This window comes from Haemophilus sp. THUN1691 (assembly GCF_059704425.1).
In genome coordinates this window covers 1,653,845-1,670,440 of record NZ_AP046578.1, presented here as the reverse complement: position 1 = coordinate 1,670,440, position 16,596 = coordinate 1,653,845, and the positions used below count along the sequence as shown (strand labels likewise).

The 16,596-nt window shown below is 40.5% G+C and carries 13 protein-coding genes and 2 rRNA genes; 12 read left to right on the top strand and 3 right to left on the bottom strand.

Features of this window, described 5'->3' with window-relative positions:
- The first annotated feature begins 51 nt into the window (after window positions 1-51).
- From AC6H0J_RS08025 to AC6H0J_RS08000, 6 genes are all read left to right on the top strand, one after another.
- Window positions 52-2,950 (top strand): 23S ribosomal RNA (locus AC6H0J_RS08025).
- Between the two features lie 118 nt (window positions 2,951-3,068).
- Window positions 3,069-3,184: ribosomal RNA gene (rrf, locus tag AC6H0J_RS08020) — 5S ribosomal RNA — on the top strand.
- A gap of 154 nt (window positions 3,185-3,338) precedes the next feature.
- The gene (locus tag AC6H0J_RS08015) at window positions 3,339-4,268 is read left to right on the top strand and encodes a LysR family transcriptional regulator (RefSeq protein WP_005644704.1); all 930 of its coding nucleotides are present in this window, start codon (window positions 3,339-3,341) and stop codon (window positions 4,266-4,268) included.
- Between the two features lie 9 nt (window positions 4,269-4,277).
- On the top strand, window positions 4,278-5,012 hold the full coding sequence (gene azlC / locus AC6H0J_RS08010; protein ID WP_497513450.1) for an azaleucine resistance protein AzlC: 735 nt from the start codon (window positions 4,278-4,280) through the stop codon (window positions 5,010-5,012).
- The gene (locus tag AC6H0J_RS08005) at window positions 5,009-5,338 is read left to right on the top strand and encodes a branched-chain amino acid transporter permease (protein ID WP_005629158.1); all 330 of its coding nucleotides are present in this window, start codon (window positions 5,009-5,011) and stop codon (window positions 5,336-5,338) included. The genes azlC and AC6H0J_RS08005 overlap by 4 nt, the downstream gene beginning before the upstream one ends.
- Window positions 5,339-5,775: 437 nt before the next feature.
- A complete protein-coding gene (locus AC6H0J_RS08000; protein WP_005628380.1) occupies window positions 5,776-6,009 on the top strand; it encodes a YgjV family protein in 234 nt (77 codons plus the stop codon).
- An 85-nt stretch (window positions 6,010-6,094) separates the two neighbouring features.
- On the opposite strand, the gene prfC is transcribed toward AC6H0J_RS08000, so the two are convergent.
- Entirely contained in the window at window positions 6,095-7,678 is a 1,584-nt protein-coding gene (prfC, locus tag AC6H0J_RS07995) for a peptide chain release factor 3 (RefSeq protein WP_005644678.1), read from the bottom strand.
- A 177-nt stretch (window positions 7,679-7,855) separates the two neighbouring features.
- Between prfC and AC6H0J_RS07990 the strand changes: the two genes are divergently transcribed.
- From AC6H0J_RS07990 to AC6H0J_RS07965, 6 genes are all read left to right on the top strand, one after another.
- On the top strand, window positions 7,856-8,644 hold the full coding sequence (locus AC6H0J_RS07990; RefSeq protein ID WP_497513448.1) for an enoyl-ACP reductase FabI: 789 nt from the start codon (window positions 7,856-7,858) through the stop codon (window positions 8,642-8,644).
- 67 nt (window positions 8,645-8,711) lie between these two features.
- The gene (gene rnb, locus AC6H0J_RS07985) at window positions 8,712-10,691 is read left to right on the top strand and encodes an exoribonuclease II (RefSeq protein ID WP_497513447.1); all 1,980 of its coding nucleotides are present in this window, start codon (window positions 8,712-8,714) and stop codon (window positions 10,689-10,691) included.
- Between the two features lie 270 nt (window positions 10,692-10,961).
- Window positions 10,962-11,948 carry a mannose/fructose/sorbose PTS transporter subunit IIA gene (locus AC6H0J_RS07980; protein ID WP_046953545.1) on the top strand — a complete coding sequence of 329 codons (987 nt, stop codon included), beginning with the start codon at window positions 10,962-10,964 and terminating at the stop codon, window positions 11,946-11,948.
- Between the two features lie 11 nt (window positions 11,949-11,959).
- Window positions 11,960-12,754, top strand: a complete 795-nt coding sequence (locus AC6H0J_RS07975) for a PTS mannose/fructose/sorbose transporter subunit IIC (protein WP_005628385.1) — start codon at window positions 11,960-11,962, stop codon at window positions 12,752-12,754.
- Window positions 12,755-12,764: 10 nt separating this feature from the next.
- Window positions 12,765-13,598 (top strand): PTS mannose transporter subunit IID, encoded by an 834-nt coding sequence (manZ, locus tag AC6H0J_RS07970; protein WP_005628387.1) that lies wholly within the window; start codon window positions 12,765-12,767, stop codon window positions 13,596-13,598.
- A 61-nt stretch (window positions 13,599-13,659) separates the two neighbouring features.
- Window positions 13,660-14,043 (top strand): hypothetical protein, encoded by a 384-nt coding sequence (locus tag AC6H0J_RS07965; RefSeq protein WP_032825702.1) that lies wholly within the window; start codon window positions 13,660-13,662, stop codon window positions 14,041-14,043.
- Between the two features lie 69 nt (window positions 14,044-14,112).
- Here the strand turns inward: AC6H0J_RS07965 and argG are convergent, their stop codons facing one another.
- Together argG and AC6H0J_RS07955 are read right to left on the bottom strand one after the other, a co-directional pair.
- The gene (gene argG / locus AC6H0J_RS07960; protein WP_005628389.1) at window positions 14,113-15,447 is read right to left on the bottom strand and encodes an argininosuccinate synthase; all 1,335 of its coding nucleotides are present in this window, start codon (window positions 15,445-15,447) and stop codon (window positions 14,113-14,115) included.
- Window positions 15,448-15,623: 176 nt separating this feature from the next.
- Window positions 15,624-16,496, bottom strand: a complete 873-nt coding sequence (locus AC6H0J_RS07955; protein WP_005632612.1) for a phosphoribosylaminoimidazolesuccinocarboxamide synthase — start codon at window positions 16,494-16,496, stop codon at window positions 15,624-15,626.
- Between the last annotated feature and the right edge of the window lie 100 nt (window positions 16,497-16,596).

Genomic DNA, 16,596 nt, shown 5'->3' with positions numbered 1-16,596 from the left:
CCGCACTTTCAAGTGAAAACTTAAAGTGATTGAAAACATTTGAGGTTGTATAGTTAAGTGACTAAGCGTACAAGGTGGATGCCTTGGCAATCAGAGGCGAAGAAGGACGTGCTAATCTGCGAAAAGCTTGGATGAGTCGATAAGAGGCGTTTAATCCAAGATATCCGAATGGGGAAACCCAGTAGATGAAGAATCTACTATCACTTACTGAATACATAGGTAGGTGAGGCAAACCGGGAGAACTGAAACATCTAAGTACCCCGAGGAAAAGAAATCAACCGAGATTTCGTCAGTAGCGGCGAGCGAAAGCGAAAGAGCCTGTTAATGATAGCAGCAGAGATAGAGGAATAAGCTGGGAAGCTTAGCGACACAGGGTGATAGCCCCGTACTCGACATCCAGGCTGTGGTACTAAGTTAACGATAAGTAGGGCGGGACACGTGATATCCTGTTTGAAGATGGGGGGACCATCCTCCAAGGCTAAATACTCCTGATTGACCGATAGTGAACCAGTACTGTGAAGGAAAGGCGAAAAGAACCCCGGTGAGGGGAGTGAAATAGAACCTGAAACCTTGTACGTACAAGCAGTGGGAGCCTGAAAGGGTGACTGCGTACCTTTTGTATAATGGGTCAGCGACTTATATTTTGTAGCGAGGTTAACCGAATAGGGGAGCCGAAGGGAAACCGAGTCTTAACTGGGCGAATAGTTGCAAGGTATAGACCCGAAACCCGGTGATCTAGCCATGGGCAGGTTGAAGGTTGGGTAACACTAACTGGAGGACCGAACCGACTAATGTTGAAAAATTAGCGGATGACTTGTGGCTGGGGGTGAAAGGCCAATCAAACCGGGAGATAGCTGGTTCTCCCCGAAATCTATTTAGGTAGAGCCTTGAGCGGACACCTTTGGGGGTAGAGCACTGTTTCGGCTAGGGGTCCATCCCGGATTACCAACCCGATGCAAACTACGAATACCAAAGAGTGATACTCAGGAGACACACGGCGGGTGCTAACGTCCGTCGTGGAGAGGGAAACAACCCAGACCGCCAGCTAAGGTCCCAAAGTCTATATTAAGTGGGAAACGAAGTGGGAAGGCTTAGACAGCTAGGATGTTGGCTTAGAAGCAGCCATCATTTAAAGAAAGCGTAATAGCTCACTAGTCGAGTCGGCCTGCGCGGAAGATGTAACGGGGCTCAAATATAGCACCGAAGCTGCGGCATCAGACGTAAGTCTGTTGGGTAGGGGAGCGTTCTGTAAGCGGATGAAGGTGGCTCGAGAGGGCTGCTGGACGTATCAGAAGTGCGAATGCTGACATAAGTAACGATAAAACGGGTGAAAAACCCGTTCGCCGGAAGACCAAGGGTTCCTGTCCAACGTTAATCGGGGCAGGGTGAGTCGGCCCCTAAGGCGAGGCTGAAAAGCGTAGTCGATGGGAAACAGGTTAATATTCCTGTACTTGGATAAACTGCGATGTGGGGACGGAGCAGGTTAGGTTATCGCACTGTTGGATATGTGCGTTTAAGTTGGTAGGTGGGAAGTTTAGGCAAATCCGGACTTCTATTAAACACTGAGAGATGATGACGAGGCTCTACGGAGCTGAAGTAACCGATACCACACTTCCAGGAAAAGCCACTAAGCTTCAGGTTTATCTAAACCGTACTGAAAACCGACACAGGTGGTCAGGTAGAGAATACTCAGGCGCTTGAGAGAACTCGGGTGAAGGAACTAGGCAAAATAGCACCGTAACTTCGGGAGAAGGTGCGCCGGCGTAGATTGTAGTCCCTCGCGGGCGAAGGTTGAACCGGTCGAAGATACCAGCTGGCTGCAACTGTTTATTAAAAACACAGCACTCTGCAAACACGAAAGTGGACGTATAGGGTGTGATGCCTGCCCGGTGCTGGAAGGTTAATTGATGGTGTAATCGAAAGAGAAGCTCCTGATCGAAGCCCCAGTAAACGGCGGCCGTAACTATAACGGTCCTAAGGTAGCGAAATTCCTTGTCGGGTAAGTTCCGACCTGCACGAATGGCATAATGATGGCCAGGCTGTCTCCACCCGAGACTCAGTGAAATTGAAATCGCCGTGAAGATGCGGTGTACCCGCGGCTAGACGGAAAGACCCCGTGAACCTTTACTATAGCTTGACACTGAACATTGAATTTTGATGTGTAGGATAGGTGGGAGACTTAGAAGTAGTCACGCCAGTGATTATGGAGTCGTCCTTGAAATACCACCCTTTAACGTTTGATGTTCTAACGAAGATTGCGGAACGCGGTCTCGGACAGTGTCTGGTGGGTAGTTTGACTGGGGCGGTCTCCTCCCAAAGAGTAACGGAGGAGCACGAAGGTTTGCTAATCACGGTCGGACATCGTGAGGTTAGTGCAATGGTATAAGCAAGCTTAACTGCGAGACAGACAAGTCGAGCAGGTACGAAAGTAGGTCATAGTGATCCGGTGGTTCTGAATGGAAGGGCCATCGCTCAACGGATAAAAGGTACTCCGGGGATAACAGGCTGATACCGCCCAAGAGTTCATATCGACGGCGGTGTTTGGCACCTCGATGTCGGCTCATCACATCCTGGGGCTGAAGTAGGTCCCAAGGGTATGGCTGTTCGCCATTTAAAGTGGTACGCGAGCTGGGTTTAGAACGTCGTGAGACAGTTCGGTCCCTATCTGCCGTGGGCGTTGGAGAATTGGTTGGGGCTGCTCCTAGTACGAGAGGACCGGAGTGGACGCACCACTGGTGTTCCGGTTGTGTCGCCAGACGCATTGCCGGGTAGCTAAGTGCGGAAGAGATAAGTGCTGAAAGCATCTAAGCACGAAACTTGCCAAGAGATGAGTTCTCCCAGATTATAAATCTGTAAGGGTTGTTTAAGACTAAGACGTAGATAGGTGCGGTGTGTAAGTGTAGTGATACATTGAGCTAACGCATACTAATTGCCCGAGAGGCTTAACTATACAACGCTCAAGTGTTTTTGGAAAACAGAGTGAAAGAAAAAGAAATTAACTAAACGTTCAGCTTGTGGCCAATGAAGAACATAGATAGAATTTAAAATAAACGTTATCAAAGAATTATCCTGGCGGCGATAGTGCGGTGGAACCACCTGACACCATACCGAACTCAGAAGTGAAACGCTGTAATGCCGATGGTAGTGTGGGGCTTCCCCATGTGAGAGTAGGGCACCGCCAGGTTACCAAATATATATCTAAATTAAGTAAAAACAGAAGTACCCCGTGTCGAAAGATATGGGGTTTTTGTTTTCTCTATAGAATATTAATTCGAATATTCCGTATTTTAAGGTATTATATCTATCATCTAATTTTCTATTGTGTATGAATATTATTAATGAAACCAACCTTTCTAGAATTTAGACATCTTAAAACTTTACTGGCTTTAAAAGAGACGGGTAGCGTTTCTTTAGCAGCAAAACGAGTATATCTAACCCAATCAGCCCTTTCTCACCAAATTAAATTAATAGAAGAACAGTTTGGTTTGCCTTTGTTTGAGCGTAAAAGTAATCCACTTCGTTTTACTTCGGCGGGAGAGCGTTTAATTCGTCTTGCTAATGAAGTGATGCCAAAAGTCGTAGATGCTGAGCGTGATCTTGCTCGGGTTAAACATGGGGATGCGGGACAACTTCGTATAGCTGTTGAATGTCATACTTGTTTTGATTGGTTAATGCCAGCTATGGACGAATTTCGTCGTCATTGGGGGCTAGTTGAGTTGGATATTGTATCTGGTTTTCATACGGATCCTGTTGGTTTATTGCTTTCTCACCGAGCAGATTGGGCGATAGTATCAGAAGTAGAGCATAATGATGATGTAATTTTTAAACCGCTCTTTTCTTATGAGATGGTTGGAATTTGCTCAAAAGATCACCCTTTAGCAGAAAAAGACATTTGGGATGCGGAAGATTTTGCAGATGAAACCTGGGTAACTTACCCTGTTCCTGATGATATGTTAGATCTATTGCGTAAAGTGCTTAAACCAAAAGGAATCAATCCTACTCGCCGCACAACTGAATTGACTATTGCTATGATTCAATTAGTAGCGAGTCGTCGTGGCATTGCGACTATCCCTTATTGGGCTGCGTTACCTTATTTGGAAAAGGGTTATGTCGTGGCAAGAAAAGTCACAAAAGAAGGTTTATATAGCAATCTATATGCGGCTATTCGCAAAGAAGATGAATCCCTTTCTTATTTAGAAGATTTTTATCAAACCGTAAAAGCTCAAAGTTTTTCAACTTTACCAGGGCTATCCGTTTTAGATTTATAGAAGTAATAAATGAATTTTTTTCAACAAAATCAGCAGTCTCACCCGATTAGTGCGGCGGCTAAAGCTGCTTTTCCTTATAGTGCGCCAATGATTGCCGGATTTTTATTTCTTGGTGTGGCATACGGTATTTATATGAAGGCACTAGGTTTCGGATTTTTATATCCTACTTTGATGGCTTTACTTATTTATGCTGGTTCTGTTGAGTTTATTGCTGCTGGAGCACTTATCGCGCCTTTTTCTCCAATCAGTGTGTTATTAATTACCTTGATGATCAGTACTCGTCAGATTTTCTATGGCATATCAATGTTAGAAAAATATGGCGTACACATTGGTCATAAACGTTGGTATTTAATTACTACCCTTGTCGATGAATCTTTTTCTTTAAATTATATGGCAAAAATTCCACCGCACTTAGATAAAGGTTGGTATATGTTTTTTGTAAGCTTATATTTGCATATTTATTGGGTGGTTGGTGCTGCAATGGGTAACTTATTTGGCTCTGTTTTACCTTTTGATTTAAAAGGTGTGGAATTCTCGATGACAGCTCTTTTCTTAGTCATTTTTGCAGAAAATTGGATAAAGGAAAAATCCCATGAAAGTTCTCTCTTAGGTTTAGGGATTGCATTCGCTTTTTTACTAATTGTAGGCAAAGAATATTTCTTAATTCCAACATTAATTGGTATCTGGTTAATTCTAACTATGCGTGGACCTAAATTAGACACAAAATTGGAGTCGCTAAAATGACACTTACAGAACAGATTATGACGATTGGAATTTGTGTGCTTACTGTACAATTTACGCGCTTATTACCATTTTTTGTCTTTCCAGCTAATCGTCCGATTCCACAATATATTCGCTATCTTGGGAAAGTTTTACCTCCAGCTATGTTTGGTATGCTTGTAGTTTATTGCTATAAGAATGTTGATGTTTTAACTGGTTATCATGGTATCCCTGATTTTCTTGCAGGCATAGTGGTGCTAGGGTTGCATTTTTGGAAGAAAAATATGTTTCTATCTATTGCTGTTGGTACGCTTTTCTATATGCTTTTAGTACAACTTGTCTTTATTTAGAATAAAATCATAACTTTCATTTCTCTATAATCCTCTTGAATCTAAAGTTACTTCATAGTTTATAATCAATCCAATTTCTAGAATAATAGAAATTGGAATTCTAGTTATTATAAAAGATAGAACCTCGTTTTATTAAATTTCTTTCTTGTTCATAGCATTACCATCAGGATTCTTAAAAGAATTTAGCCGGTAACAAAGTGCGTGTTGAGCGAGCTAATGTTATCTAATTCCCCCAAATTGGATAAGCTCCCAAAATTTAGATGTGCGTACTCGTCTCCGGCTTTTTATGCACTAATGATGGTGAAAATACCTTTATTTTTGATAAGAAAAAATAATTTCAGCTTGCAATCGGTTGCTTTTTTTTCTGATCTTTTCCTTGTTTTAAAAATCTTTTATCATGGCGCCCGTTTTTATTTTTAATTGAAGAGAACAGAATTATGGAATTGAATTTAGTTGAATTATTGGGTTATATCGCAACCTTTTTTGTTGCAGTATCGTTTTTGTTTAAATCTATCGTACATTTACGCATAGTGAACAGCATTGGAGCAATTTTATTTGTTATCTATAGCGTAATTATCGCCGCCTATCCTGTTGCATTATTAAATGCATTTTTAGCCGTTGTGAATGTTTATCAACTTTGGCGATTAAGACAAGAAAAAGTCTCTAAATAAAAGAAAAGCGTTGAATTAAATTTCAACGCTTTTTTCTGGAAAAGTGCGGTGAAATTTCACCGCACTTTGTCGTTTTAATGTCGTTTTAATGTTCACGAGTTTTGTAAAAAACGACATCAGGATAACGTTCTTGAGCTAAATTCAGATTTACCATTGTTGGCGCAATATAGGTTAAGTTATCTCCACCATCTAAAGCTAAATTTTGCTCATTTTTGCGTTTAAATTCTTCGAATTTTTTCGCATCGGCACATTCCACCCAGCGTGCGGTTGCAACGTTCACATTTTCATAAATCGCTTCTACGTTATATTCAGTTTTTAGACGAGAAACCACCACATCAAACTGCAAGACACCCACCGCACCTACAATTAAATCGTTATTCATTAATGGGCGAAATACCTGAACAGCCCCTTCTTCTGAAAGTTGTACTAAACCTTTAAGTAATTGTTTTTGTTTGAGAGGATCTCTCAAGCGAATACGGCGGAATAGCTCAGGCGCAAAGTTTGGAATACCGGTAAATTTCAAGGTTTCACCTTGCGTAAAGGTGTCGCCAATTTGGATCGTACCATGATTATGTAAACCAATAATATCACCTGCGTAAGCTTCTTCGGCGTGAGCACGGTCGCCTGCCATAAAGGTTAAGGCATCAGAAATCACCACATCTTTGCCAATTCGAACATGTTTTAGTTTCATGCCTTTTTCATATTTGCCTGAAACGACGCGCATAAAGGCAACTCTGTCGCGGTGTTTTGGATCCATATTAGCTTGAATTTTAAATACGAAACCAGAGAATTTTTCTTCTGAACTTTCGACTGTTCTTGTATCAGCTTGACGAGATTGTGGTTTTGGCGCCCATTGTGTTAAACCATCAAGGAAATGATCCACCCCGAAGTTACCTAATGCTGTTCCGAAAAATACAGGCGTAAGTTCTCCTTTAATGAAGGCATCATGTTCAAATTCGTTACTTGCGCCTTGCACTAATTCCAATTCATCGCGAAGTTGTTGTGCTAAATCATCGCCAACAGCGGCATCTAATTCAGGGCTATTTAAACCTTTCACAATGCGAACTTCTTGAATGGTTGAGCCTTGACCGGATTGATAAAGATAGGTTTCATCTTTAGCGATATGATAAACGCCTTTAAATAATTTTCCGCAACCAATCGGCCATGTAATTGGCGCACAACGAATTTTCAGAATATTTTCCACTTCATCTAACAATTCCATTGGATCGCGAATATCGCGGTCGAGTTTGTTCATGAAGGTGATGATTGGCGTATCACGTAAGCGAGTTACTTCCATTAGTTTAATTGTACGTTCCTCAACCCCTTTTGCGGAGTCGATAACCATTAAACAGCTGTCCACAGCAGTTAAAGTGCGGTAAGTATCTTCAGAGAAATCTTCGTGCCCCGGAGTATCAAGTAAGTTCACCAAGCAATCATTATAAGGAAACTGCATTACGGAAGTGGTAATCGAAATCCCACGTTGTTTTTCCATTTCCATCCAGTCGGATTTGGCATGCGCAGTCGAGCCTTTGCCTTTTACAGAACCTGCAGTTTGAATCGCATTTCCGTATAAAAGTACTTTTTCGGTGATGGTTGTTTTACCTGCATCGGGGTGGGAAATAATTGCAAAAGTGCGACGTTTATTAACTTCTTCTAATGGATAACTCATTGTTTCTTCTTCATTCAATTAAAAATGTGGGCTATTTTCGCTGATTTTAGGTTTTTGCTCAAACGAATTTGTAAATAAAGTGCGGTTGGTTTTATTAGAAAAATTGGTCTGCTTGTACAAAGACAAATTTTCGCTTATACTACGCAAGTTTTTTACGCTAACAATATAGGAAAAATTATGGGTTTCTTAACAGGTAAACGCATTTTAGTCACCGGTCTTGCAAGCAATCGTTCTATCGCTTATGGGATCGCAAAATCAATGAAAGAACAAGGTGCAGAACTTGCTTTCACTTATTTAAACGATAAATTACAACCGCGCGTAGAAGAATTTGCTAAAGAATTTGGTTCTGATATCGTGCTTCCTTTAGATGTGGCAACCGATGAAAGCATCCAAAACTGCTTTGCAGAATTAAGCAAACGTTGGGAAAAATTTGATGGTTTCGTACACGCTATCGCATTCGCACCTGGCGATCAATTAGATGGCGATTACGTAAACGCAGCAACTCGTGAAGGCTACCGTATTGCTCACGACATCAGTGCTTTCAGCTTCGTTGCAATGGCACAAGCGGCACGTCCTTACTTAAATCCAAATGCGGCGTTATTAACCCTTTCTTACTTAGGTGCAGAACGCGCAATTCCTAACTACAACGTCATGTGTTTAGCGAAAGCGTCTCTTGAAGCGGCAACTCGCGTAATGGCAGCGGATTTAGGTAAAGAAGGTATTCGTGTGAATGCGATCTCTGCTGGTCCTATCCGTACTTTAGCAGCATCAGGTATTAAAAACTTAAAGAAAATGCTTTCTGCATTTGAGAAAACTGCAGCGTTACACCGCACTGTTACTATCGAAGATGTGGGTAACTCAGCAGCATTCTTATGCTCTGATTTAGCATCGGGTATCACTGGTGAAATCGTTCACGTAGATGCAGGTTTCAGCATCACTGCAATGGGCGAATTAGGCGAAGAATAATTTTTCGTACAATCTATTTTTTAGGCAGGCTTTTCAGTCTGCCTTTTCTCTTTTTTTAAATATAACTATGTTCCAAGATAATCCATTACTCGCACAACTTAAGCAACAAATCCACGATAGCAAAGAACACGTTGAAGGCGTGGTAAAACGTACTGATAAAGCTTATGGTTTTTTAGAGTGCGATAAAAAAAGCTACTTTATTGCCCCACCTGCAATGAAAAAAGTGATGCACGGTGACAAAATTAAAGCCACCATCGAAAAACAAGGCGATAAAGAGCAAGCTGAACCTGAAGAATTAATTGAGCCAATGCTCACGCGCTTTATTGCCAAAGTGCGGTTCAATAAAGACAAAAAATTGCAAGTTTTGGTTGATCACCCAAGTATCAACCAACCCATTGGCGCGCAACAAGCTAAATCCGTCAAAGAAGAATTACAAGAAGGCGACTGGGTTGTAGCAAATTTAAAAACACACCCACTACGTGATGATCGCTTTTTCTATGCCACCATTAATCAATTTATCTGCCGTGCTGATGATGAATTAGCCCCTTGGTGGGTCACATTGGCACGTCATGAGCAATCTCGTCATCCTGTGCAAGGTGCAGAAAGTTATGAGATGTTAGATCAACAAACTCGCGAAGATCTGACCGCACTTCATTTTGTCACGATTGACTCTGAAAGCACAATGGATATGGACGATGCCTTATATATCGAGCCTATCGAACAAAATGGTGAACAAACAGGTTGGAAATTAGTTGTCGCGATTGCGGATCCAACCGCTTATATTGCATTAGATTCTCAAATTGAAAAAGATGCGAAACAGCGTTGTTTCACCAATTATTTACCAGGCTTTAACATCCCAATGTTGCCACGCGAATTATCTGATGAATTATGTTCGTTAATCGCAAATGAAACGCGTCCAGCCCTTGTTTGTTATATCGAAACGGATCTTGAAGGCAATATCACGGCTAAACCGCATTTTGTTTCGGCTTATATTCAATCTAAAGCGAAATTGGCTTACAACAAAGTGTCGGATTATTTAGAACAGGCAGATAACGCATGGCAGCCCGAAACATCAGAAATTACACAACAAATTAATTGGTTACATCAATTTACTAGAGCACGCATTCAATGGCGTAAGACTCATTCTTTGTTATTTAAAGAAAAACCGGATTATTCTTTTGTGCTCGCTGAAAATGGCAAAGTGGCAGAAATCAAAGCAGAATATCGTCGTATTGCAAATCAAATTGTGGAAGAATCCATGATTATTGCCAATATCTGTGCTGCACAATTCTTAGACGAACAAGCACAAACTGGTATTTTCAATACGCATAGCGGTTTTGATAAGAAATTCTTAGAGAATGCGCACAATTTCTTAATGGCAAATTTAGCCAATGAACAAAACCAAGCTGAACTTGCGGAGCGTTATTCGGTAGAAAATTTGGCAACATTAAACGGTTATTGCCAAATGCGCCACGATATTGAACCGATTGAAGGCGATTATTTAGAATTCCGTTTACGTCGTTATTTAACTTTCGCTGAATTTAAATCGGAATTAGCACCGCACTTTGGTCTTGGTTTAGAAGGGTATGCGACATGGACATCTCCAATTCGTAAATATTCTGATATGGTGAACCATCGTTTAATTAAAGCAGTATTGACACAACAAACTTGTAATAAGCCACAAGATGAGGTGCTGGCCCGTTTACAAGAAGCACGCCGCCAAAATCGCTTGGTTGAACGTGATATCGCAGACTGGTTATATTGTCGCTATCTTGCTGATAAAGTCGCAGAAAATGCTGAATTTGATGCAGAGGTGCAAGATGCGATGCGTGGTGGATTACGTGTGCAATTATTAGAAAATGGCGCCTCAATGTTTATACCTGCTTCAACTTTACATAATAATAAAGACGAAATGCAGGTAAATTCTGATGAGATTGCCCTTTATATTAAAGGTGAGTGTATTTACAAAATAGGTGATATTGTGAAAGTGAAACTTACGGAAGTGAAAGAATTAACGCGCAGTATTGTCGGCGAAATCGTTCAATAAAATTGTTCTTCTTTAAACCGGTTTTCAGTGATTGAAAATCGGTTTTTTCTTTTTAAAAACTTTCTTAGTTTACACCGCACTTTTTATCCAAAAGTTATGAAGTGTAATTAAGCATAAAGCATACCAAATTATCCTGTTTACAATACCTTTTTGTGTTCTAAATAATTGATGTATGTCAATTTTAATGGTACAAGCACTTATAATTATCTTGAGTTAGGCAACTGTTTACTCTATGCTTTTGACGATTTATTTCAACCTTAGGAGTATCCAATGATTCAAGTAATCGTTGCAGCTCACGGCAAGCTTGCTGCTGAGTTGGTCAATTCTTCTGAAATGGTGTTCGGTGAGGTGGAAGGACTCCACGGTGTAACATTCGTTCCAGGAGAAGGGCAAGACACTTTGGTGGAAAAGTATGAGGCTATTATTGCTGAATGCTCGCCATCAGATAGCGTGTTATTTTTGGTAGATTTATTTGGTGGTAGCCCGTATAACGCGGCAGCCCGAGTAGCGGCAAAACGCCCTCAAGACGATATTGTCACTGGCGTAAGTTTACCAATGTTATTAGAAGTATTAGATGCCAAGGATGATGCAAAATCAGCGGAAGCACTTGCTGATGTCGCCAAGGAAGTTGGCGTAATGGCAGTGAAAAGTTATCGGAAACCAGATGACATTGCCTCTTTCGCTCAACCTGAAACTCTAAAAGAGGAAGCAAAAGAAGAACAAGAAAGCGAAGAAGATAATACTCAATACGATCCTAATGGACGTATGAGTGTCAACTTACTGCGTATTGATGATCGTTTAATTCATGGTCAAGTCGCTACTTCTTGGGCAAAAGCAGTGAAATGCGAAGCCATTTTTGCTATTAGTGATGAAGTGGCAAATGATGAATTGCGTAAGGAATTGCTTCTTCAAATTGCTCCGCCACATTTGAAAGCCTATGTAATTCCTGTGGATAAAGCGATTAAGGTTTACAACAATCCAAAATATGCGAGCCGTAATATTTTAATGCTTGTAACCAAGCCTGAAGATGCAGTGCGTTTAATCGAAGGTGGTTTGCGTATTGATACCATTAACGTGGGTGGAATGACGCATAAAGAAGGCAATAAACAGCTTTCTGATGCAGTCACAGTGAATCCATCTAATGTCGCTGCATTCAAAAAATTACTTGATATGGGCGTGAAGCTTTCCCTTCAAAAAGTGGCTGTGAATAAGCCTGTTGAACTTACTCGCGAAAAATTTGATTCAATTAAATTCTAGGAGCGCATTTTATGTCAACAATGGAACTCATTTTAGTCGTGCTTGTCGCGGCAATTTGCGGTATGGGGAGCGTATTAGATGAGCGCCAAACCCACCGTCCACTTTTTGCTTGTACGATGATTGGCTTGGTATTAGGCGATCTTGAAACCGGTATTATCCTTGGCGGTACATTAGAAATGATCGCGCTAGGTTGGATGAACGTTGGAGCTGCTATGGCGCCAGATGCAGCACTTGCTAGTGTGATCTCCGCGATTCTTGTTATTAAAGGCGGTCAATCTGTGGGTACGGCGATTGCTATCGCGGTACCAGTTGCTGCTGCAGGTCAAGTGCTTACTATTTTCGTACGTACACTAACGATCTTCTTACAACATAAAGCGGATAAATTTGCTGAGCAAGCTAATTTCCGTGGGATTGAACTTTGCCATTTTGCAGGGCTTTCCTTACAAGCATTGCGTGTTGCAATTCCAGCATTAGCAGTTGGTTTGGTCGCAGGTACAGATGCTGTAACTAGCGCATTAGATGCAATTCCTGAAGTGATTACTCGTGGCTTACAAATTGCGGGTGGATTTATCGTCGTAGTGGGTTATGCAATGGTGATTAATATGATGCGCGCAGGTGCATTAATGCCATTCTTCTTCCTTGGTTTTGTTATTGCTTCCTTTACTAATTACAACTTAGTTGGATTGGGTATTCTTGGTACTTGTTTAGCAATGCTTTATATCCAATTAAATCCGCGTTTTAACCAGGTCGCAATGCCAGTGGCAAGCAAAAGAAAACTTGCTGATAACGAATTAGAAGGTCTATAAGGAGCGCATTATGTCAGAACAAAAAGTAACTCTTACCAAGGGTGATATTTTAAGTACTTATTTCCGTTCAACGTTCCTTTTAGGTTCATTTAACTTTGAACGTATGCAATCAATGGGATTTTGTGTTTCGATGATCCCAACAATCAAACGCCTATATAGCAAAAAAGAAGATCAAGCTGCAGCACTTAAACGCCATCTTGAATTTTTTAATACTCAACCTTGGGTAGGGTCTGCAATTATGGGCGTGACTGCCGCAATGGAACAAGAGCGCGCGAATGGTGCAAAAGATGTGGATGATGCAGCAATTAGCGGTGTAAAAGTCGGACTTATGGGGCCACTAGCTGGTGTGGGCGATCCTATTTTCTGGGGAACTTTACGTCCAGTTTTAGCCGCACTTGGTGCTGGAATTGCCTTAACCAGTAGCATTTTAGGTCCATTATTGTTTTTTATCTTAATCAATGTGATCCGTGCTGTTACGCGCTGGTATGGTTTCAAATATGGTTATGAAAAAGGCACAGAAATCGTCTCTGATATGGGTGGTGGACGTTTGCAAAAAATCACTCAAGGGGCTTCTATTCTTGGTCTCTTTGTCATGGGCTCGCTTGTTTCTAAATGGACAAGTATTAATGTCCCATTAGAACTTACACGCTATAAAAACCAATTAGGTGAAGAAGTTGTGGTCACCTTGCAAGGCGTATTAAATGATCTACTTCCAGGTTTATTAGCCTTATTACTGACTTTCTTATGTATGTATTTATTACGTAAAAAAGTGAATGCAATGGTGATTATCTTTGGTTTATTTGGTGTAGGGATTTTAGGTTACTGGGCTGGTATTCTTGCATAATCCTTGCGAAAGTTAATAATAAGGGCGATGATAACGCCCTTATTTTTTATGGTGAATTTGAATGAAATTATCTGAACTTATCCAAGCTCCACCCAGTGAAACTTATATTAAAAACAGCTCTCGACTTGTTTCAGGATTATTTGTTATAGGTGGGTTGCTTTATTATCCAACAAATGGCTATGGCACTGTCATTGCATTGGCATTAGCACTAATTGTTTTAGTTGGGCAAAAGATGTTACTTACCCAAGCAAATAAGGATTTTGCTGATATGTATCAAGCAAAGGCTTTATTTGAAAAGACGCAAAACTATGATTATTTACGTTTTATTATGGCCCGTTCAGAGCAGATGCTAAAGGATAATAAAGTGCTTTCTGACAAAGCGAAAAATGAAATCCATAAGCTGCAAGCATTTTCTCAAGGTGAATTAGAAAAGATGGGTGAATAAAAAATGGCTACATGAAGTAGCCATTTTTATAAGCGGAAAAGTGCGGTCAGTTTTTACCTCACTTTTATCTTATTTCTTGCCTAATTGTGGCAAGACTGAATCTTTAATTGCGCTTAATAAACCTGTTTGTGCATAGATGCCAAGTTTACCTCGGGTGTCCGATACATCTAAATTACGCATAGTTAATTGACCGATACGATCAATTGGATCAAATGGTGCATCTTCCACTTTTTCCATACTTAAACGCTCTGCTTCGTAGGTTAAGTTTGGTGATTCGGTATTTAAGATAGTGAAGTCGTTACCACGACGAAGTTCAAGGGTTACTGTACCCGTAATTGCTTTTGCCACCCAACGTTGTGCTGTTTCACGCAGCATTAATGCTTGTGGATCAAACCAACGACCTTGATATAACAAACGGCCTAAACGGATACCATTAATACGATATTGTTCGATGGTATCTTCATTGTGAATACCAGTTACTAAACGTTCGTAAGCGATATGCAATAATGCCATTCCTGGTGCTTCATAAATACCACGAGATTTGGCTTCAATAATACGGTTTTCGATTTGGTCTGACATTCCTAAACCATGACGCCCACCGATACGATTGGCTTCTAGAATAATATCAACAGCATTATCAAAACGTTTACCATTTAATGCGACAGGGACGCCTTCTTCAAACGTGACAGTTACTGTTTCTGGTTTAATTTCTACCTTGTCATCCCAAAATGCGACACCCATAATTGGTTTAACAATTTTCATGCCTGTGCTTAATTGCTCTAAGTCTTTTGCTTCATGGGTTGCACCCAGCATATTGGAATCGGTCGAATAGGCTTTTTCAACGGACATCTTATAGTCAAAACCATTTTCGATAAGAAATTGAGACATTTCGAAACGACCGCCGAGTTCTTCAATAAACTGTGGATCTAACCAAGGTTTATAGATTTTTAAATTCGGGTTTGTTAATAAACCATAACGATAGAAACGTTCGATGTCATTCCCTTTGAATGTAGAGCCATCGCCCCAAATATTCACATCGTCTTCTTTCATTGCCGCAACGAGCATTGTGCCGGTTACTGCGCGACCAAGTGGAGTCGTATTGAAGTAAGGAATTCCGCCTGTTGAAATATGGAATGCACCGCATTGAATTGCCGCAATGCCTTCATGAGCAAGTTGAGAACGACAATCAATTAAGCGAGCATTTTCTGCACCATATGCCATTGCTTTTTTAGGGATTGCGCTGTAATCATCTTCATCAGGTTGACCTAAATTGGCGGTGTATGCATAAGGTACTGCACCTTTTTGACGCATCCAAAGTAATGCAGCGCTGGTGTCTAATCCGCCAGAGAACGCGATACCGACTTTTTGCCCTTCAGGTAAATGTTGTAGAATTGTATTTGACATATCTTTTCCTTGTTTATAAATTAGATTGCATAATTAATCATTTTATTTGAATAAAAAGTCACTTAAATATAACCGCACTTTTTATGTTTGTCTAGCCTTTTATATATTAAGGCTGAAAATCTTTAGTTGTCATCATGCATAAAAATCCCCGCTGTAAATAGCAGGGATTTTGATCTCTATTTTGTTAATAAATCCAGTGCTTCCTGATATTTATCAACCGTTTTCTGAATAATATTTTCTGGTACTTTCGGTGCGGGAGCTTGTTTGTTCCAGCCGCTATTTTCTAACCAATCGCGTACAAATTGTTTATCGAATGATGGCGGATTAATCCCTTCTTGGTAAGTATCGATAGACCAAAAACGGCTAGAATCAGGGGTTAATACTTCATCCATTAAGGTGAGCGTGCCATTTTCATCTAAACCAAATTCAAATTTTGTGTCGCAAATAATTATGCCTTTAGTCAGTGCATATTCTGCAGCAGCAGTATAAAGTGCGATTGCTTTTTCTTTTACTTGTGCGGCTAAATCAGCCCCGATGAGTTTTTCACATTCTGCATAGCTGATATTTATATCATGATTGCCAACGGCTTCTTTACTTGATGGGGTGAAAATAGGTTCTGGTAATTTACTGGCTTCAACTAAGCCTTCAGGTAATTTTAATCCGCAGATGGTTCCAGTTTGTTTGTAATCTTTTAAACCACTGCCAGTCAAATAGCCACGTACGATAGATTCAATTTTAATGGGATTCAAACGTTTACAAACTACAGCGCGATCTTTGATTAAATCAGCTTCTTCTTTTGGCAATACATCATAAACACTCTCACCAGTGAAATGATTCGGCATAATGTGAGCAAGTTTGTTAAACCAAAAATTGGAAATTTGAGTCAGGATTTCGCCTTTTCGTGGAATGGGATCATCTAGAATAACATCAAACGCAGATAAGCGGTCAGAAGCAACCATTAGCATGCGTTTATCATCGATTTCATAGAGATCGCGTACTTTACCTGAATAGATTTTTTTTAGACTTAGAGTGGGGAGTTGTTGTGTCATCGTTTTGCACCTGTATGAAAGTAAAAACTGGCGCGTATTGTACCGCACTTTTAAAGCAAACGTTTGCTATTTTTTTAAAGAAATAAAAAAATCCCCTGAA

Bases quoted from the DNA above. Each gene is read 5' to 3' on its own strand.
- AC6H0J_RS08015 (WP_005644704.1), top strand. From the start codon at position 3,339: ATGAAACCAACCTTTCTAGAATTTAGACATCTTAAAACTTTACTGGCT.
- azlC (WP_497513450.1), top strand. From the start codon at position 4,278: ATGAATTTTTTTCAACAAAATCAGCAGTCTCACCCGATTAGTGCGGCG.
- AC6H0J_RS08005 (WP_005629158.1), top strand. From the start codon at position 5,009: ATGACACTTACAGAACAGATTATGACGATTGGAATTTGTGTGCTTACT.
- AC6H0J_RS08000 (WP_005628380.1), top strand. From the start codon at position 5,776: ATGGAATTGAATTTAGTTGAATTATTGGGTTATATCGCAACCTTTTTT.
- prfC (WP_005644678.1), bottom strand. From the start codon at position 7,678: ATGAGTTATCCATTAGAAGAAGTTAATAAACGTCGCACTTTTGCAATT.
- AC6H0J_RS07990 (WP_497513448.1), top strand. From the start codon at position 7,856: ATGGGTTTCTTAACAGGTAAACGCATTTTAGTCACCGGTCTTGCAAGC.
- rnb (WP_497513447.1), top strand. From the start codon at position 8,712: ATGTTCCAAGATAATCCATTACTCGCACAACTTAAGCAACAAATCCAC.
- AC6H0J_RS07980 (WP_046953545.1), top strand. From the start codon at position 10,962: ATGATTCAAGTAATCGTTGCAGCTCACGGCAAGCTTGCTGCTGAGTTG.
- AC6H0J_RS07975 (WP_005628385.1), top strand. From the start codon at position 11,960: ATGTCAACAATGGAACTCATTTTAGTCGTGCTTGTCGCGGCAATTTGC.
- manZ (WP_005628387.1), top strand. From the start codon at position 12,765: ATGTCAGAACAAAAAGTAACTCTTACCAAGGGTGATATTTTAAGTACT.
- AC6H0J_RS07965 (WP_032825702.1), top strand. From the start codon at position 13,660: ATGAAATTATCTGAACTTATCCAAGCTCCACCCAGTGAAACTTATATT.
- argG (WP_005628389.1), bottom strand. From the start codon at position 15,447: ATGTCAAATACAATTCTACAACATTTACCTGAAGGGCAAAAAGTCGGT.
- AC6H0J_RS07955 (WP_005632612.1), bottom strand. From the start codon at position 16,496: ATGACACAACAACTCCCCACTCTAAGTCTAAAAAAAATCTATTCAGGT.